This is a genomic window from Faecalibacterium prausnitzii, from assembly GCF_003287495.1.
Lineage (GTDB): Bacteria > Bacillota > Clostridia > Oscillospirales > Ruminococcaceae > Faecalibacterium > Faecalibacterium prausnitzii_I.
This window is the reverse complement of record NZ_PRLE01000002.1, coordinates 95,696-112,138: the sequence shown is the minus strand read 5'-3', so window position 1 is coordinate 112,138 and position 16,443 is coordinate 95,696. Positions and strand designations below refer to the sequence as shown.

At 59.4% G+C, this 16,443-nt stretch carries 19 protein-coding genes and 1 riboswitch; of the genes, 4 read left to right on the top strand and 15 right to left on the bottom strand.

All coding sequences use genetic code 11. The features are described from left to right. Window positions 1-4: 4 nt before the first annotated feature. The 8 genes from C4N22_RS04070 to rpmG form a co-directional block, all read right to left on the bottom strand. The gene (locus C4N22_RS04070; RefSeq protein WP_181566969.1) at window positions 5-1,666 is read right to left on the bottom strand and encodes a formate--tetrahydrofolate ligase; all 1,662 of its coding nucleotides are present in this window, start codon (window positions 1,664-1,666) and stop codon (window positions 5-7) included. 48 nt (window positions 1,667-1,714) lie between these two features. After that, a riboswitch (ZMP/ZTP riboswitch) is annotated at window positions 1,715-1,801 on the bottom strand. Window positions 1,802-1,939: 138 nt separating this feature from the next. Continuing rightward, on the bottom strand, window positions 1,940-2,314 hold the full coding sequence (rplL, locus tag C4N22_RS04065) for a 50S ribosomal protein L7/L12 (protein WP_112115120.1): 375 nt from the start codon (window positions 2,312-2,314) through the stop codon (window positions 1,940-1,942). Between the two features lie 73 nt (window positions 2,315-2,387). Beyond that, the gene (rplJ, locus tag C4N22_RS04060; RefSeq protein WP_112148078.1) at window positions 2,388-2,903 is read right to left on the bottom strand and encodes a 50S ribosomal protein L10; all 516 of its coding nucleotides are present in this window, start codon (window positions 2,901-2,903) and stop codon (window positions 2,388-2,390) included. Between the two features lie 253 nt (window positions 2,904-3,156). Continuing rightward, a complete protein-coding gene (gene rplA / locus C4N22_RS04055; protein WP_112115119.1) occupies window positions 3,157-3,849 on the bottom strand; it encodes a 50S ribosomal protein L1 in 693 nt (230 codons plus the stop codon). A 67-nt stretch (window positions 3,850-3,916) separates the two neighbouring features. After that, on the bottom strand, window positions 3,917-4,342 hold the full coding sequence (rplK, locus tag C4N22_RS04050; protein WP_015563688.1) for a 50S ribosomal protein L11: 426 nt from the start codon (window positions 4,340-4,342) through the stop codon (window positions 3,917-3,919). A gap of 134 nt (window positions 4,343-4,476) precedes the next feature. Next, window positions 4,477-5,007: a transcription termination/antitermination protein NusG gene (gene nusG, locus C4N22_RS04045; RefSeq protein ID WP_022257697.1), complete on the bottom strand. Its 531-nt coding sequence runs from the start codon at window positions 5,005-5,007 to the stop codon at window positions 4,477-4,479. Window positions 5,008-5,035: 28 nt separating this feature from the next. Continuing rightward, entirely contained in the window at window positions 5,036-5,287 is a 252-nt protein-coding gene (gene secE / locus C4N22_RS04040; protein ID WP_022257698.1) for a preprotein translocase subunit SecE, read from the bottom strand. A gap of 17 nt (window positions 5,288-5,304) precedes the next feature. Further along, a complete protein-coding gene (gene rpmG, locus C4N22_RS04035; RefSeq protein WP_005920501.1) occupies window positions 5,305-5,454 on the bottom strand; it encodes a 50S ribosomal protein L33 in 150 nt (49 codons plus the stop codon). A 318-nt stretch (window positions 5,455-5,772) separates the two neighbouring features. On the opposite strand from rpmG, the gene C4N22_RS04030 reads away from it, so the two are divergent. From C4N22_RS04030 to argS, 4 genes are all read left to right on the top strand, one after another. Next, complete coding sequence (locus tag C4N22_RS04030; RefSeq protein WP_112148077.1) at window positions 5,773-6,867, top strand: D-alanine--D-alanine ligase family protein; 1,095 nt, start codon at window positions 5,773-5,775, stop codon at window positions 6,865-6,867. Further along, window positions 6,860-7,684, top strand: a complete 825-nt coding sequence (murI, locus tag C4N22_RS04025) for a glutamate racemase (RefSeq protein WP_022257700.1) — start codon at window positions 6,860-6,862, stop codon at window positions 7,682-7,684. The genes C4N22_RS04030 and murI overlap by 8 nt, the downstream gene beginning before the upstream one ends. An 18-nt stretch (window positions 7,685-7,702) precedes the next feature. Then, complete coding sequence (locus C4N22_RS04020) at window positions 7,703-8,170, top strand: DUF1934 domain-containing protein (protein ID WP_112148076.1); 468 nt, start codon at window positions 7,703-7,705, stop codon at window positions 8,168-8,170. Between the two features lie 129 nt (window positions 8,171-8,299). Further along, window positions 8,300-10,114 (top strand): arginine--tRNA ligase, encoded by a 1,815-nt coding sequence (argS, locus tag C4N22_RS04015; RefSeq protein ID WP_112148075.1) that lies wholly within the window; start codon window positions 8,300-8,302, stop codon window positions 10,112-10,114. Between the two features lie 106 nt (window positions 10,115-10,220). Here argS and C4N22_RS04010 read toward each other — a convergent pair whose 3' ends face one another. The 7 genes from C4N22_RS04010 to rsfS form a co-directional block, all read right to left on the bottom strand. Beyond that, window positions 10,221-10,826 (bottom strand): CD1247 N-terminal domain-containing protein, encoded by a 606-nt coding sequence (locus C4N22_RS04010; protein WP_181567161.1) that lies wholly within the window; start codon window positions 10,824-10,826, stop codon window positions 10,221-10,223. 87 nt (window positions 10,827-10,913) lie between these two features. After that, window positions 10,914-11,471, bottom strand: coding sequence for an elongation factor P (efp, locus tag C4N22_RS04005; RefSeq protein ID WP_022257704.1), 558 nt, complete (start codon window positions 11,469-11,471; stop codon window positions 10,914-10,916). Between the two features lie 121 nt (window positions 11,472-11,592). Further along, window positions 11,593-12,459: a TIM barrel protein gene (locus C4N22_RS04000; RefSeq protein WP_112148073.1), complete on the bottom strand. Its 867-nt coding sequence runs from the start codon at window positions 12,457-12,459 to the stop codon at window positions 11,593-11,595. Next, window positions 12,456-12,959, bottom strand: a complete 504-nt coding sequence (locus C4N22_RS03995; RefSeq protein ID WP_112148072.1) for a YqeG family HAD IIIA-type phosphatase — start codon at window positions 12,957-12,959, stop codon at window positions 12,456-12,458. Before C4N22_RS03995 ends, C4N22_RS04000 begins: the two co-directional genes overlap by 4 nt. A 106-nt stretch (window positions 12,960-13,065) precedes the next feature. Beyond that, the gene (rpsU, locus tag C4N22_RS03990; RefSeq protein ID WP_005928271.1) at window positions 13,066-13,242 is read right to left on the bottom strand and encodes a 30S ribosomal protein S21; all 177 of its coding nucleotides are present in this window, start codon (window positions 13,240-13,242) and stop codon (window positions 13,066-13,068) included. Between the two features lie 120 nt (window positions 13,243-13,362). Next, on the bottom strand, window positions 13,363-15,912 hold the full coding sequence (gene leuS / locus C4N22_RS03985; RefSeq protein ID WP_112115112.1) for a leucine--tRNA ligase: 2,550 nt from the start codon (window positions 15,910-15,912) through the stop codon (window positions 13,363-13,365). Window positions 15,913-16,044: 132 nt separating this feature from the next. After that, window positions 16,045-16,425, bottom strand: coding sequence for a ribosome silencing factor (gene rsfS / locus C4N22_RS03980; RefSeq protein WP_022257708.1), 381 nt, complete (start codon window positions 16,423-16,425; stop codon window positions 16,045-16,047). Window positions 16,426-16,443 lie beyond the last annotated feature (18 nt).

Here is a 16,443-nt window from a genome sequence, read left to right as displayed (position 1 = left end):
GCGCTTAGAACAGGCCGCTGATCTTGCCGTCCGCGTCCACATCAATGTTGACGGCAGCAGGCTTCTTGGGCAGGCCGGGCATGGTCATGATATTGCCGCAGATGACCACCACAAAGCCCGCGCCGGCAGCCAGGCGGACCTCACGCACCTCCATGGTAAAGCCCGTAGGAGCCGCCAGCAGCTTGGCGTTGTCGCTGAAGCTGTACTGCGTCTTGGCGATGCAGACGGGCAGGTTGCCGTAGCCCATCTCGGTCAGCTCGGCCAGCGTCTTGCTGGCAGCCGCACTGAAGTTGACCCCATCGGCCCGGTAGATCTTGGTGGCAATGGCCTTGACCTTATCTTTCAGAGGCATCTCCAGCGGGTAGGTGTACTGGATGGGGCGGTCCTCCATCACGTTCAGCACCGCCTCTGCCAGCGCTTTGCCGCCCTCGCCGCCTTTGGCGAAGACCTCGCTCAGGACGCAGGGCACGCCCTGCTCTGCACAGACCTGTTCCACATAGGCCTGCTCTTCCGGGGTGTCCGTCGGGAATGCATTGATGGCAACGACCACGGGCAGGCCAAAACCGTTTTTCAGGTTGTCAATGTGGCGCACCAGGTTGGCGGCACCGGCCTTGACTGCTTCAAGGTCAGGCTGGTTGAGGTCGGCCTTTGCCACGCCGCCATGGCTCTTGAGGGCGCGGACGGTCGCCACCAGCACGCAGGCGCTGGGAGCGATACCAGCATAGCGGCACTTGATGTCCAGGAACTTCTCAGCGCCCAGATCGGCGCCGAAGCCCGCCTCGGTGATGACGTAATCGGCCAGCGAGAGGCTCAGCTTGGTGGCCATCACGCTGTTGCAGCCGTGGGCGATATTGGCAAAGGGGCCGCCGTGGATGATGGCCGGGTTGTTCTCCAGCGTCTGGACCAGGTTCGGGTCCAGCGCGTCTTTCAGCAACGCCGTCATGGCACCGGCCGCACCGATCTCCCCGGCCGTGACAGGCTTGCCATCGTAGGTATAGGCGCAGACGATCTTGGAGAGCCGCTCTTTCAGGTCCGTGATGCTGGTAGCCAGGCAGAAGATCGCCATGACCTCGCTGGCTACCGTGATGTCAAAACCGTCCTCGCGGGGGGTACCATTGACCTTGCCGCCCAGACCGTCCACGATGAAGCGGAGCTGCCGGTCGTTCATGTCCATGCAGCGCTTCCAGGTGATGCGGCGGGGGTCAATGTTCAAGGGGTTGCCCTGCTGGATGCTGTTGTCGATCATGGCTGCCAGCAGGTTGTTGGCGGTCCCAATGGCGTGCAGGTCCCCAGTAAAGTGGAGGTTGATGTCCTCCATGGGCACCACCTGGGCATAACCGCCGCCGGCCGCGCCGCCCTTGATGCCAAACACAGGCCCCAGCGAGGGTTCACGGAGGCAGAGCATGGTCTTTTTACCCAAGGCGTTCATGGCGTCGGCCAGGCCCACGCTGGTGGTGGTCTTGCCTTCACCAGCCGGCGTGGGGCTGATGGCCGTCACCAGGATCATCTTGCCCTGCTTGGTGGCCTTATGGATGAGGCGGTGGTTGATCTTGGCCTTATAGCGGCCATACGGGATGACATCTTCGTCCGCCAGCCCCAGCGAGGCGGCAACTTCGGCAATGGGCTTCATTTTGGCTTCCTGTGCGATCTCGATATCAGACTTCATCAGCGTTTCCTCCTTAAACAAAAAGGGCAGCTTTGCGCAGCAATTGCGCAAGGCTGCCCAGACGGTCGGCATAAAGTTCCCGGCATTTCCTGCACTGTGGTGCTCCACAACGTTCCGTCAGCAGGAAAAACCGTTTTTCTGTATTCAAGATAACACATCCGCGTGCGGTTTGTCAAGCCTGAACCGCAGCAAAAAAGGCACCCCCGCCTTACAGCGAGAGTGCCTTTTGTTTCAAGAATCGAGATTCAAGAAAAAACGTTCAGGGGGATCAAATTACTTGATCTCAACCTTAGCGCCAGCCTCTTCCAGCTTCTTCTTGATGTCCTCAGCCTCAGCCTTGGAAGCCTTCTCCTTGACAGCCTTGGGAGCGCCATCAACGATAGCCTTAGCTTCCTTCAGGCCCAGGCCGGTGATCTCCTTGACCAGCTTGATGACCTGCATCTTGGTAGCGCCAGCCTCAGCCAGGATGACGTCGAACTCGGTCTTCTCTTCCTCAGCGGCAGCAGCAGCACCAGCAGCAGCGGGAGCAGCAGCAGCAACAGCAGAAACACCGAACTCCTCGCAGTAGGTGTCGATCAGCTCTTTCAGCTCCAGAACGGACAGCTCCTTGACGGAGTCGATGATGGCAGTAATCTTCTCAGAAGCCATGGTAATAACCCTCCAATATAAATGGTTTTGTTTGTTGATTTCTTTGTTTTAAGCAGCGGTCACGCAGCCAACATTAGGCAGCGGGCTCCTCCTGCTTGTCGGCATAAGCCTGCATTGCAACAGCCAGACCAGACAGAGTGCTGGTGAGGGCGCCTGCAAACATGGACAGCATGCCTTCGCGGTTGGGCAGCTTTGCGATAGCGTTGGTCTCGGCAGCGTCCATGACCTTGCCATCCATGAAGCCTGCCTTAACGACGAACTTCTTGGACTTATCACCATCCTGATACTTGCACAGGATGCGGGCAGCGGACATGGGATCTTCCTCGTGAGCAAAAGCGATAGCGGTATCGCCCTTAAACTGCTCAGCCAGGCCCTCCAGGGAGGTACCCTTGACAGCCAGACGCAGCATGGTGTTCTTCACGACCATGTAATCGACGCCTGCCTCACGCAGCTCCTTACGGAGCTTGGTGTCGTTCTCGACGTTAATGCCGCCGTAAGCGACGACGCAGCCGGAAACCGCACTCTCAAACTTTGCCTTCAGATCAGCGACATAAGCCTGCTTCTCAGAAAGAATCTTTGCACTGGGCATTCGGTTTCACCTCGTTTCAAAAACTTGTATCGAAAGCCGGAGCATTTGCAACGAAAAAAGCCTCTTTCCCGCACACTGGTCCGAGAAAGAGGCATAAAACAACGTTACGCGCGTTTCTCGGCAGGCGGCATAGCCTTACGCTGGCGCTCCAGCACCTGCTGTCTCAAAAACAGCATGATTATTCTACCGCAAACGCGCGGTGTTGTCAAGTACTTTTTTGAAATTTCTTGCAGAAACCTGCAATGATTTCAAATTAGACACCGTACTTCAGGGTGTTGAGACGGATGCCAGGGCCCATGGTGGTGGCGATGGTAGCGCTCTTGAAATAAGTGCCCTTTGCTGCGGCAGGCTTTGCCTTAGCAATCGCGCTCATAACGGTATCCAGGTTGGTGTACAGCTTCTCTGCACCGAAAGAAGCCTTGCCCACGGGGACATGGATGATGTTCTGCTTGTCCAGGCGGTACTCGATCTTACCAGCCTTAGCCTCGCTGACAGCCTTGCCCAGGTCAGGAGCAACGGTGCCTGCCTTGGGGTTGGGCATCAGGCCGCGGGGGCCCAGGACCTTACCAAGACGGCCAACGCGGCCCATCATGTCGGGGGTGGTGACAACGACGTCAAAATCCATGAAGCCGCCAGCGATGCGGGCGATCAGCTCGTCATCACCAACGATATCAGCACCGGCTGCCTCAGCAGCAGCGGCAGCAGCGCCCTTTGCAATGGCGCAGACGCGGACGGTCTTGCCGGTGCCGTTGGGCAGAACGACAGCGCCACGGACCTGCTGGTCAGCATGGCGGCCGTCAACGCCCAGGCGGACGTGCAGCTCAACGGTCTCGTCGAACTTGGCGGAAGCGGTCTTGCAAGCCAGCTCCAGAGCCTCGTTCATGTCGTACAGTTTGGTAAAATCGACCTGCTTAGCAGCATCGACATAGTGCTTGCCATGTTTCATTGTATATCCTCCTATGTGGTCATGCGGGCAGTTTTTATGCCCTCCCACTGTTTGAGTCTCAGGTCAATCAGCCCTCGACGACGACGCCCATGCTGCGGCAGGTGCCACGGACCATGCTGCATGCAGCTTCCAGAGAAGCAGCATTCAGGTCAGGCATCTTGGTCTTTGCGATCTCTTCCACCTGAGCGGCGGTCAGAGTAGCAACCTTTTCCTTGTTGGGCTTGCCGGAAGCGGTGTTGATGCCAGCGGCCTTCTTGATCAGAACGGCTGCCGGAGGAGTCTTGGTGATGAAGCTGAAGGAGCGGTCAGCGTAGACAGTGATGACGACGGGGATCACATAACCCATCTGGTTCTTGGTACGCTCGTTGAACTCCTTGGTGAACGCCATGATGTTGACGCCCTTCTGACCCAGAGCAGGGCCAACCGGGGGAGCCGGAGTCGCCTTGCCGGCCTCGATCTGCAGCTTAATGTAGCCAGTAACTTTCTGTGCCATGATAAATGCACCTCCAAAAATCTGTGGTGAGTTGCGGCGCGGTGTTTCCGCGCCTCCCACGAGCACGCACCCCATGTGTATGCTCTATAAGAACCGCACTGCGGTCTTACCTTGGTAAACGGTCTGCCGGTTGGTTACGGCAGCTCGACCTGCGCGATGTCCACTTCCGCGGGCGTCTCGCGGCCAAACATGTTGACCTTGAGCTTGACTTTGAAGCTCTCGGTATCGATGCCCTCCACAAGGCCCATAAAGCCTTCCAGGGGGCCAGCGGTGATCTGCACCGTGTCGCCAACTTTGAAATCGACGGTGAGCGGTGCTGCCTTCTCCACGCCCATCTTCTCCACTTCCTCAGCGGTCAGGGGAACAGGCTTGGATGCAGGGCCGACGAAGCCGGTGCAGCCGCGCGTGTTGCGCACCACATACCAGGTATCGTCGTTCATGACCATCTTGACCAGAACGTAGCCGGGGAACAGCTTGTGCTCCACCATACGCTCCTTGCCGTCCTTGATCTCCGGGACCATCTCGGTCGGAACCTTGATGTCGCAGATCAGATCCTGCAGGCGGCGGTTTTCCACCATGGTCTGTAAGTCCGTGGCTACCTTGTTCTCATAGCCGGAATAGGTATGCACAACATACCAAAGAGCCTCATTGGACTGTTCTTCCATTTTGGTTGACCCTCCGTTTCAAGATGATTCAGGCGCCGATGATCAGGCCCAGGACGCCGCCAAAGATGGCATCCAGCGCGATCATCACTACGGCGGCGATCGCCACAGTCACGAGCACCACAATGGTGTTGGTCTTGACGTCCGCCTTAGACGGCCACACGACCTTTTTCAGCTCGCTCTTCGTGTCGCGGAAGAATTTCACAACACCGTTGCAGAAATTCTTCACGGCGGCCTTCATTCTGGCCACAAAGCCCGGCTTTTTCTCGGTTTTGTCTGCCATGATGTTGTCCGCCTTTCTTACTTGGTTTCGCGATGAACGGTGTGCTTCTTGCAGAAGCGGCAGTACTTCTTCATCTCGAGACGATCGGGGTTGTTCTTCTTGTTCTTCGTGGTGTTGTAGTTGCGCTGCTTGCACTCGGTGCAGGCCAGAGTGATTTTAACGGTCATTTGTTGACACCTCCATTATAACGGTTGTTCTGAACCTCCCTCGGCTTGCGGGAGCGTCTGCAAAACAGGCGCACTTAATAACCCCGCAAAAGAGGTGATATCATTGTATCACGCAATTTTCCATTCGTCAAGAAGAATTTTTGCGTTTTTTCAAGTTTTTTGGTTTTTGGCTCCGTGCTGTTTTCCGCACTGCCCGGCGCGGGTCTTCCGCTTGCATCCCGCGCGTATATATTGTATAATAAACACGTCTATACCTCTAATATAGCACGAAACTGAGGCAGTGCAGCTTCTGCCTGCCTGATTTAGGAGAGATTCATTATGCAATCTGAAGATAAACTGTGCGTTGTCGTCCTGTTTGGCGGTATGTCCAGTGAGCACGAGGTCAGCCGCGTCTCCGCCGGTACGTTCGTGGATCACATCGACCGCACCCGTTATGAGCTCATGACCATCGGCATCACCAAAGAGGGCCACTGGCTCTACACCGAGGCCAGCTCGGCCCAGATGGCCGACGGCAGCTGGGAGGAGCTTGGCTCCAACATGCCCTGTGTGCTCAGCCCGGACCGCGCCGACCACGGGATGATCCTGTTCACCCCGGCAGGCCAGGTGGAAAAGATCCACGTCGATGTCGTCATCCCGGTGCTCCACGGCCTGTGGGGCGAGGACGGCACCGTGCAGGGCCTGCTGGAGCTGGCCGGCATCCCCTATGTGGGCTGCGGCGTGCTGGCCAGTGCGGTCTGCATGGATAAGGCAGTGGCCAACGCCCTGTTCGACGCCAACAGCATCCCCCACACCAAGTGGCTCTCCGCCACCCGCTGGGAGATCGAGTCTGACCCCGAGGGCGTCTGCGACGGCGTCATTGCAAAGCTGGGCTGGCCCGTCTTCGTCAAGCCCGCCAACGCGGGTTCCAGCGTGGGCATTACCAAAGCCACCAACCGCGAGCAGCTGAAAGAAGCCATCCAGCTGGCCCTCGCCAATGACCGCAAGGTCGTGTTCGAGGCCTTTGTGGACGGCCATGAGGTGGAGTGTGCCGTCATCGGCTCCGACCCCGCCGTGGCCACCCGCCCGGGCGAGATCCTGGCCGGTGCTGAGTTCTACACCTACGATGACAAGTACAAGAACGGCGTCAGTCAGGTGGTCATCCCGGCCAACCTCCCCGAAGAGAAACTGGACGAGGTAAAGACCTACGCCGCCATGGCCTACACGGCCCTGGGCTGCGAGGGCCTGGCCCGCTGCGATTTCTTTGTGGAGCACGGCACGGGCCGCGTCCTCATCAACGAGATCAACACCCTGCCCGGCTTCACCCCCATCAGCATGTATCCCAAGCTGATGGAACACGAGGGCACCCCCATCCCCGCCCTCATCGATCATCTCATCGCGCTGGCGCTGGAAAGGACGGAAAAGCAGCATGGATAATCGCCCCATCGGCGTGTTCGACAGCGGCCTGGGCGGCCTGACCGGCGTGCGGGAGCTGCGCAAGCACCTCCCCCATGAGGACATCATCTATTTTGGTGATACCGGTCGTGTCCCCTACGGCAGCCGTAGCCCGGAGATCATCCTCCAGTATACCCGGCAGGACATTGCGTTCCTGCTCTCCAAAGATGTCAAGTGCATCATGGCGGCCTGCGGCACGGTGTCCAGCACTTACCCCGCCGCCGAGGCCGCCCAGCTGCCCGTGCCTTATCTGGGCGTGGTGGATGCCGCCGCCCGGGAGGCCGCCTTTGCCACCCGCAACCGCCGCATCGGTATCATCGGCACCGCCGCCACCATCCGCTCCCGCAGCTATGAAAAGCTGCTGCGCCAGCTGGTTCCCGGGGCCGAGATCACAGCCCGGCCCTGCCCGCTGTTCGTGCCGCTGGTGGAGGCCGGTTATGTGGACCACAGCGCCCCGGACAAACAGCAGATCACCAAACTGGTCATTGCCCAGTACCTGACCGAGATCCGGGATGCCGGCGTGGACACCCTGATCCTGGGCTGCACCCACTACCCCCTGCTCAAGACCATGATCGGCGAGTTCATGGGCAGGGACGTGGTGCTGATCGACCCGGCCAAGACCGCTGCCCACCGTCTGGAGCAGATGCTGGCCGAGCGGGGCCTGCGGGGCGACCACCCCACCGGGCAGGCGCATTTCTTCGTCAGCGATGTGCCGGACAGCTTTGCCCAGACGGCAGACCTCTTCCTGGGCGAGTACAAAGGCGGCCCCATTGACCAGATTGCCATTGACAAGTATTGATAAAGGACAGCAAAAACTGTGAGCAAAGCGACAAACGAAAACTATATCATCCGCATCAAAAGCTATATCGACCAGTTTGACAGCGAGGGCAACACCAAAGAGGAAGACCGGGACCATATCGAGCTGATGACCCGGGGCAGCCTGGTCAAAAAGGGCGAGAGCTTTTATATCACCTACAAAGAGACCCAGACCATTGGCTTTGAGGGCTGCACCACCACCATCAAGATCGCCGAGGACGGCAGCCGGGTGGCTCTGCTCCGGTTTGGCCGTACCAACAGCCAGCTGCTCATTGAGCGGGAGCGGCGCAACCTCTGCCACTACGAGACCGAGGTCGGCTCCCTGACGCTGGGCGTCACCGGGGACGGCATCGACTGCAATCTCACCGAGAAAGGCGGCAGCGCCGTGTTCAGCTACCTGCTGGACGCCGACGACGCCCGCCTTGTCAGCCGCAACACGCTGGAAATGACCGTACAACATGTGAATTAACCTCTCAGGCGCTGACGCACCAGCTCTCCTGTCAGGAGAGCCCTTGGCATGTCGGGCCAGTTTTATTGTTTCGCCTGCGGCTCCCAAACCATGTGGGCCCTGCGTTCAAACGGAAAGGACATCTGACAAATGACTGATTTTGAAAAGACCTACCAGAACTACAACCCCCGGCAGGCAGCGCTGGACGAGGCCCGCGCCCTGCTGACGGCTGCCGCCAAGGCCGCCATGGCCGATGGCACCCTGCCCGAGGCAGAGCTGCCCGCATTCATCGTGGAGATCCCCGCTGATGTCAAGAACGGCGATATCGCCTCCAACCTGGCCATGGCCGGTGCCCGCACCTGGCGCAAGGCACCCAAGATGATCGCGGACGCCCTGCTGGCCCACCTGCCTGCTCTGGAGGGCGGCGTGTTCGCTAAGGTGGAAGTGGCCGGTCCCGGCTTCATCAACCTGTTCCTGGCTCCGTCGTTCTGGGCCGGTGTCGTGACGGGTGCCTGCGCCAACAAGGAGTATGGCCGCACCAACCACGGCAAGGGTGCCAAGTACAACGTGGAGTTCGTCTCTGCCAACCCCACCGGCCCCATGCACATGGGCAACGCCCGCGGCGGCGCTCTGGGAGACTGCCTGGCCGCCGTGCTGGACTGGTCCGGCTACGATGTGACCCGTGAGTTCTACATCAACGACGCCGGCAACCAGATCCAGAAGTTCGGCAAGAGCCTGGCGGTCCGCTACCTGCAGAAGTATTGCGGCGAGGAGGCTTATCCTCTGCCCGCTGAGTGCTATCAGGGCGGCGACATCAAGGTGCTGGCCGGTGAGTTCGCTGAGATCAACGGCGACAAGTACGTTGCCGCCTGCCAGGGCATGGACGAGGAAGCTCTGTTTGAGAGTGAGGCCTTTGCAGCCCTGAAAGACGCTCTGGTGGCCTATGCCCTGCCCAAGAACATTGCCGCCCTCAAACGCGACCTGGGCAAGTACCGCATTGACTACGACGTCTGGTTCCACGAGAGCACCCTGCACGAGTCCGGTGCGGTCATGGCCGTGGTGGACAAGCTGCTGGAGCTGGGTGCCTGCTACAAGGCGGAAGATGGTGCCATCATGTACCGCAGCGCTCAGTACGCTGCCAAGTACGGTACCGTCAACAAGAAGAAGACCGACGACGGCACCGAAGAGGAGGCCAAGGACGAGGTCCTCGTCCGCGCCAATGGCATCCCCACCTACTTTGCCGCCGATATCGCCTACCACTACAACAAGCTGGCCACCCGCGGCTTTGCCAAGGCCATCGACGTCTGGGGCGCTGACCACCACGGCCATGTGGCCCGCATGAAAGGCGCTATGGACGCCATCGGCCTGAACGGCAATGATCTGGACGTGGTCCTGATGCAGATGGTCAACCTGATGCGGGACGGTCAGCCGGTTCGTATGTCCAAGCGCACGGGCAATGCCATCACCCTGACCGACCTGCTGGAGGAAGTGCCCATCGACAGCGCGCGCTTCCTGTTCAATATGCATGACGCCGGCAGCGGCATCGACTTTGACCTGGATCAGGCCGTCAAGACCGATAACGACAACCCGGTCTACTACGTCCAGTACGCTCACGCCCGCATCTGCTCCATCCTCAAGAAGATGGAGAGCGAGGGCGTGGCCTTTGCCGGTGCTGACAAGATCGACGCCACCCTGCTGACCGAACCCAGCGAGATGGATCTGATCCGGATGCTGGCCGCGTTCCCTCAAGAGATCGTCATGGCTGCCGAGAAGTACGATCCCAGCCGCATCAACCGCTTTGTCATCGACCTGGCCAGCGCGTTCCACCGCTTCTACGGCAACTGCCGCATTCAGGGCGCTGACCCCGCTGTCCAGCAGGCCCGCTTGGCCCTCTGCATCGGTGTCAAGAACGTCATCTTCAACGTGCTCACCATGTTCAAGATCAACGTCCCGGAGAAGATGTAAGCCCGCTCCGCGCGCGTTCCCATAAATCAGAAAAGCCCCCGGCACTCTCCCAATACGGGATGCAGTGCCGGGGGCTTTCCGTGTTTTTGATTTTTCAGCGGGGCGTTTACTCCTCGGTGACCTCAAAGTCCAGCGGTTTGCCGCAGGCCGGGCAGACAGGCTCGCCGTCCAGCAGGGCTTCCTCGTCCACCACGGAGGTAGCACCGCAGGCCGGGCAGGTCACTTCGTACCGCGCGGGGCCGTCGTCGGGCTCCTCGGGGGCTTCATCATCGTCCTCATCGGCCAGCGCCACCTCAAAGGCAACGTTGCAGCTGGGGCAGATGGCTTCGCCCGCGTCGAGGTCATCCTCGCTCACATAAACCGTGTTGCCGCAGGCCGGGCAGGCGACCTCATAGTAGGGCTCCCCTGCCACATCGGCGTTGTCGTCATCGTCGCCGCTGTCCTCAGCATCCTCGGCGTCCTCTTCGGGCTCCTCGTCATCGTCGTCGGTGTCATCGTCCTCGTAGAGGTCTGCTTCCAGGTCTTCCAGCTCCTCGCTCAGGTCATTGATCTGATCGTAGGCGTGGGTCACATCCTCATCAATGGCATCCACAGCCTCTGCCAGCTCGCCCAGCAGCTCGCTCATGGCCTTGATGACCTTGCCCTCTTTGGTGGTCTCGTCGATGCCAAGACCGTCGATCAGGCCTTTCAGGTATGCAGCTTTTTCTTTCATCAGAATGCCCTCCCTATTGTAAAAGAAACCTCTAACAAAAAACCGGGCACACGGTTGCCCGCTGCCCGGTCTTATCGGTCAAAAAAATCAGACGCGCTCCATATACTCGCCGGTGCGGGTATCGATGCGGATGTGGTCGCCCTCGTTGATGAACAGGGGGACGCGGATCTCAGCACCGGTCTCGACGGTAGCGGGCTTCAGGGTGTTGGTAGCAGTGTTGCCCTTGACACCCGGCTCGGTCTGGGTGACTTCCAGCTCGATGAAGTTGGGGATCTCAACGCTGAAGACCTTGCCCTTGTAGCTCAGCAGCTTGCACAGCTCGTTCTCTTTGCAGAACTTGAAGTTCTCGGGCACATCGCTTGCGTTGACGGGGATGTCATCGTAAGTCTCGTTGTCCATGAAGTGGTACAGATCGCCATCCTCATAGCTGTAGGTGACGTCCTTGCGCTCGATGAACGCCTGAGGGAACTTAGCGGTCGGGTTGTAGCTGGTCTCAACCACAGAACCGGTAATCACGTTTTTGGTCTTGGTGCGAACAAAGGCTGCGCCCTTGCCGGGTTTCACGTGCTGGAACTCAACGACCTGAAGAACCTGGCCGTCCTGCTCAAAGGTCACGCCATTGCGAAACTCGCCTGCAGAAATCATAGGAATTCCTCCATTAGTTTAATGTCTCAAATGCATAATGCATATCTTTATTTATTTTACTCAATCCAACGCTGTTTGGCAAGGGGTTTGAGCAAAAAAGACGATAAAAACACAAAAAAGTTTAAGTTTTGCACGCTGTGCGGTACATTGCCTGCATCGCCCGCGCGTCCTCTGCCTGGGTGCCCGCGCTCTCGCAGATGAGAACCGGTGCAAGGCCGCGCTCCGCCAGCAGCTCCATCAGCGGCTGCGGCTCGGGGCCGAACTGGGTCTCGGCAAAGGTCCAGTGCCGCTTTTCCCCGCCCTTGGAGAACTCAATGCGGGAGAAGTGGACATGGAACCGCCGTGCCCGCTCATCCCCCAGCGCAGTTTCCAGCCGGTCGAGGATGGCGGCATAATCGGCTTTGGACTGGATGCCGCCCAGCGTCCGGGCGTTCAGGTGGCCAAAATCAATGCAGGGGGTAACGCGCTTGTCCACGCTGCACAGGGCCAGCACCTCTTCCAGCGTGCCCAGCTGGCCGATCTTCCCCATGGTTTCCGGGCAGAGGGTCATCTCCGCATAACCCGCCTCATCCAGTGCCGCCTGGGCCCGGCGCATGGTATCCAGCGCCTTTTCCAGGGCCGCCTCCCGGCTCTGCCTGCCGCAGCTGCCCGGGTGGAAGATGACGCGCCTGCCGCCCAATGCCTTGCAGACCGCCGCGCTTTGCAGCAGGTAGTTGACACTGTTGAGCCGCTTGTCCTCTTCCAGGCTGGACATGCTGATATAATAGGGCGCGTGGACACTGAACAGGATGCCCCGCTCTGCGGCATCCGCGGCCATCCTGGCCGCCTTTTCCAGCCCCAGACGGACACCGTGCCCGCACTGATACTCAAAGGCGTCCAGCCCCATCTCCGCCGTGTAAGCCGGGATGTCCAGGCTGTTTTTATAGCCCTTTGCGGCAAAGCTGTCGCTAGTGCCTGCCGTGCCAAACCGGATCTTCCAATCGCTCACAGGGTCTTCCCTCCCCGGTCATAGTAGGCCTGCCAGTGCTTTTTCTCCCACTTGCGCTTGAGGACGACCTGCGCGCCCAGGTCCGGCCCCCGGGGAATGACCATCAGGCCGGGGATGCCGTAGAGGGCCGCCGCCATCCGGTCCGCATAGAGCTGGTCGCCCACCATGGCCATCTCCCGGCGCTTGACGCCCATCCGGCGGCGGGCCACCATCAGGGCAAAAGGCAGGGGCTTGGCCGAGCGGTAGAGGTAGGCCAGCCCCAGCTTCCGGGCAAAGGGGCGCACCCGCTTTTCCGCGCCGTTGGAGACGATGGTAAGCCCCACACCGGCTGTTTTCATCCGGGCCAGCCACCCGGCCACTTCGTCGGGCAGATCCTGGCTGCGGTCGGCCGTGAGCGTGTTATCAATATCCAGCACCAGCGCCCGGATGCCCTTGGCGGCCAGCCATTCCGGGGTGATGTGGGTGACATCCTTGAAGACATATTCGGGGGTAACAAACATCCGTAAACCTCCTGAAATGAAAATAGGAGAGCCTGAAAACTCAGGCTCTCCTACATCGGCGTTAGCAACGCAAATGAATCTAAAGCAACTAGCGGCTCAAGAATAATTACTTGAACTTACGCTTGCGGGCTGCTTCGGACTTCTTCTTGCGCTTGACAGACGGCTTCTCGTAAGCCTCGCGCTTACGGACCTCTGCGAGCACACCGCTGCGAGCAGTGCTCCGCTTGAAGCGACGCAGTGCGCTTTCCAGCGACTCGCCCTCTTTAACACGAATTTCCGACATCTTATTCCCTCCCTTGGACCGTGAGGCAGGAATTTCGTTGTTACATGGTAACTAACAGTAGACAGTATAGCGCATTTTCTCTTGTTCGTCAACCTTTTTTGAAAAGTTTTTTTGCAAAAATTAGCCTTTCACAGCCAGGTTGACCAGGCGGCCCTTGACGTAGATCTCCTTGACCACCGTCTTGCCGGCCAGTGCATCGGCCACGGCGGGGTCTGCCTTGGCGGTGGCAATGGCATCCTCAGCGGTGATGTCCGCGGCCACTTTCAGGCGGGCTTTCACCTTGCCGTTCACCTGCACGGCGATCTCCACCGTGGCTTCCACGCACTTGGCCTCTTCGTACTCGGGCCAGGGGTAATAGGCCAGCTGCTCGTCGTGGCTGTGGCCCAGCTTCTCCCACAGCTCCTCGGTCATGTGGGGAGCAAACGGGTTCAGCAGCTGGAGCACCGTCTCAAACTCGGCCTTGGTGGCGCCGCCGTTCTCATACAGGGCGTTGACCAGGGTCATGAGCTGGGCAATGGCCGTGTTCATCTTCAGGCCCTCGATGTCAGCGCCGACCTTTTTGATGGTCTGGTGCATCAGGGTCTCGATGGCAGGGCGGTAGCCCTCGCCCTCCACCAGCTTGTCGCTCAGGCCCCAGACACGGTCCAGGAAGCGGTTGCAGCCGGCGATGGCAGAGGTCTGCCAGGGAGCAGCCTGCTCAAAGTCGCCCATGAACATCTCATACAGACGCATGGTGTCGGCACCGTACTGGTCCACCACCTCGTCCGGGTTGATGACGTTGCCCAGGCTCTTGGACATCTTGACGATGGGGTGGCGGGACATCTCACCGTACTTCTCTTCCAGAGCTTTCTCTGCGGCTTTCTGGCTGCCATACTCCTCCAGCAGCTTCTTCTGCTCGTCCGCGGGCAGGTTGACAAAGCTGTGGGGGTTCAGGCCCAGGATCATGCCGTGGGCGGTACGCTTCTGGTAGGGTTCCGGACTGGGCACCACACCGATGTCGTACAGGAACTTATGCCAGAAACGGCTGTACAGCAGGTGCAGGGTGGTGTGCTCCATGCCGCCGTTGTACCAGTCCACCGGAGACCAGTACTCCAGCGCCTCCTTGGAGGCAATGGCATCCTTGCAGTGAGGATCCATGTAGCGCAGGAAGTACCAGGAAGAACCGGCCCACTGGGGCATGGTATCGGTCTCACGGGTCGCGGGGCCGCCGCAGCAGGGGCAGGTGGTCTTGACCCAGTCGGTGTGGCGGGCCAGCGGGGACTCGCCATCCGGGCCCGGCTCAAAGTCGGTGATGTCCGGCAGAGTCAGAGGCAGGCTGCTCTCGGGCAGGGGCTGCCAGCCGCACTTCTCGCACTTGACCATGGGGATGGGCTCGCCCCAGTAGCGCTGACGGCTGAACACCCAGTCGCGCAGCTTGTAGTTGACCTTATCCTGGCCCTTGCCGTTGGCTTCCAGCCACTCGATCATCTTTTTCTTGGCGTCGGTGACAGACAGACCATCCAGGAAGCCGGAGTTGACCAGCGTGCCGGTGGCCACATCGGTAAAGGCGGCCTCGTCCAGGTTGGACGGGGTGTTGCCCTTGACCACCTCGATGATGGGCAGGCCGAATTTCTTGGCGAACTCCCAGTCACGGGTATCGTGGGCAGGCACGGCCATGATGGCACCGGTGCCGTAGGTGGCCAGAACGTAATCAGAGATGAAGATGGGGATCTCCTTGTCGTTGACCGGGTTGATACCCATGACACCCTCGAGCTGGACGCCGGTCTTCTCCTTGTTCAGCTCGCTGCGCTCAAAGTCGCTCTTGCGGGCAGCCTCTGCCTGATAAGCCTTGACGGCGTCGGCATTCTTGATGAGGCCTTTCTCCAGCCACTCCTTGACGATGGCGTGCTCCGGGGAGACGACCATGTAAGTAGCGCCGAACAGGGTATCGCAGCGGGTGGTGTAAACGGTCAGGGTATCACCCGCGGTGGTGCCGAAATTGACTTCCGCGCCGTGGCTGCGGCCGATCCAGTTCTTCTGCTGGGTGGAGACGCGCTCGATGTAATCCAGGCCGTCCAGACCGTCGATCAGCTTGTCGGCGTAGGCAGTGATCTTCAGCATCCACTGGCTCTTGACCTTGTGGACGACCTCGCTGCCGCAGCGCTCGCACACACCGTTGACCACTTCCTCGTTGGCCAGCACGCACTTGCAGCCGGTGCACCAGTTGACGCTCATCTCTTTCTTGTAAGCCAGACCGTGCTTGTACAGCTGCAGGAAGATCCACTGGGTCCACTTGTAATATTCAGGGTCGGTGGTGTTGATCTCACGGTCCCAGTCAAAGGAGAAGCCCAGGCTCTTGAGCTGCTGGCGGAAGCGGTCCACATTCTTCTTGGTCACGATGGCCGGATGGATGTGGTTCTTCATGGCGAAGTTTTCGGTCGGCAGGCCGAAAGCATCCCAGCCCATGGGGTACAGCACGTTATAGCCGTTCTTGCGGCGCTTGCGGCTGACGACATCCAGCGCGGTGTAGCTGCGCGGGTGGCCGACGTGCAGACCGGCACCCGACGGGTACGGGAACTCTACCAGGGCATAGAACTTGGGCTTAGAGTGGTCGATCTCAACATGGAACGTCTTCTCGTCTTCCCATGTCTTCTGCCACTTGGCCTCAACGGCCTTGTAATCATACTTCATGTTTGTAATCAGCTCCAGACTTTATCCAAAATAGCAATTTATTTCAGGCGGCCCCACCCTCTCAGGCGCTTTGTGCCAAAAAGGGACAAGGTGGCATCGTGCAGCAGGCGGAGAGGGCAAGCCCGTTTGCCTTTACAGAGAGTGATCCGGGGTCAGGTACTCCGAGATATCAATGGGCTCGCCGTCGGCCCACAGGTGCTCCAGGTCATAGTAGGTGCGGGTGTTGGGCACAAAGACGTGCACGATGACGTTGGAGTAATCCAGCAGCACCCAGTTCTTGGAGTCAAAGCCCTCGGTGTTGTAGGGCTTGATGCCTTTCTGGGAGAGCTCAAAATCCACTTCGTCGGCCAGTGCCGCCACCTGGGTGGTGGAGGTGCCGGACGCAATGACAAAGTAATCGGTCAGCACGGTCAGGCTCTCCACCTTGAGCACCCGCACGTCCTGGGCCTTTTTCTTATCCAGGATCTTCGCAATTTCAATGGCGAGGGTCTTGCTGTCCATCTTGTTATCCATAGTTTTCTCCTATCTGTA

What these genes read in the sequence shown, in the direction of transcription:
- rplL (WP_112115120.1), bottom strand. Translation starts at nt 2,314, where the DNA reads ATGGCTTCTGAGAAGATTACTGCCATCATCGACTCCGTCAAGGAGCTG.
- efp (WP_022257704.1), bottom strand. Translation starts at nt 11,471, where the DNA reads ATGATTTCTGCAGGCGAGTTTCGCAATGGCGTGACCTTTGAGCAGGAC.
- C4N22_RS04030 (WP_112148077.1), top strand. Translation starts at nt 5,773, where the DNA reads ATGCAATCTGAAGATAAACTGTGCGTTGTCGTCCTGTTTGGCGGTATG.
- leuS (WP_112115112.1), bottom strand. Translation starts at nt 15,912, where the DNA reads ATGAAGTATGATTACAAGGCCGTTGAGGCCAAGTGGCAGAAGACATGG.
- rpmG (WP_005920501.1), bottom strand. Translation starts at nt 5,454, where the DNA reads ATGACCGTTAAAATCACTCTGGCCTGCACCGAGTGCAAGCAGCGCAAC.
- C4N22_RS04070 (WP_181566969.1), bottom strand. Translation starts at nt 1,666, where the DNA reads ATGAAGTCTGATATCGAGATCGCACAGGAAGCCAAAATGAAGCCCATT.
- murI (WP_022257700.1), top strand. Translation starts at nt 6,860, where the DNA reads ATGGATAATCGCCCCATCGGCGTGTTCGACAGCGGCCTGGGCGGCCTG.
- secE (WP_022257698.1), bottom strand. Translation starts at nt 5,287, where the DNA reads ATGGCAGACAAAACCGAGAAAAAGCCGGGCTTTGTGGCCAGAATGAAG.
- rplK (WP_015563688.1), bottom strand. Translation starts at nt 4,342, where the DNA reads ATGGCACAGAAAGTTACTGGCTACATTAAGCTGCAGATCGAGGCCGGC.
- nusG (WP_022257697.1), bottom strand. Translation starts at nt 5,007, where the DNA reads ATGGAAGAACAGTCCAATGAGGCTCTTTGGTATGTTGTGCATACCTAT.
- rplA (WP_112115119.1), bottom strand. Translation starts at nt 3,849, where the DNA reads ATGAAACATGGCAAGCACTATGTCGATGCTGCTAAGCAGGTCGATTTT.
- argS (WP_112148075.1), top strand. Translation starts at nt 8,300, where the DNA reads ATGACTGATTTTGAAAAGACCTACCAGAACTACAACCCCCGGCAGGCA.
- C4N22_RS04010 (WP_181567161.1), bottom strand. Translation starts at nt 10,826, where the DNA reads ATGAAAGAAAAAGCTGCATACCTGAAAGGCCTGATCGACGGTCTTGGC.
- rpsU (WP_005928271.1), bottom strand. Translation starts at nt 13,242, where the DNA reads ATGTCGGAAATTCGTGTTAAAGAGGGCGAGTCGCTGGAAAGCGCACTG.
- rsfS (WP_022257708.1), bottom strand. Translation starts at nt 16,425, where the DNA reads ATGGATAACAAGATGGACAGCAAGACCCTCGCCATTGAAATTGCGAAG.
- rplJ (WP_112148078.1), bottom strand. Translation starts at nt 2,903, where the DNA reads ATGCCCAGTGCAAAGATTCTTTCTGAGAAGCAGGCTTATGTCGCTGAT.
- C4N22_RS03995 (WP_112148072.1), bottom strand. Translation starts at nt 12,959, where the DNA reads ATGTTTGTTACCCCCGAATATGTCTTCAAGGATGTCACCCACATCACC.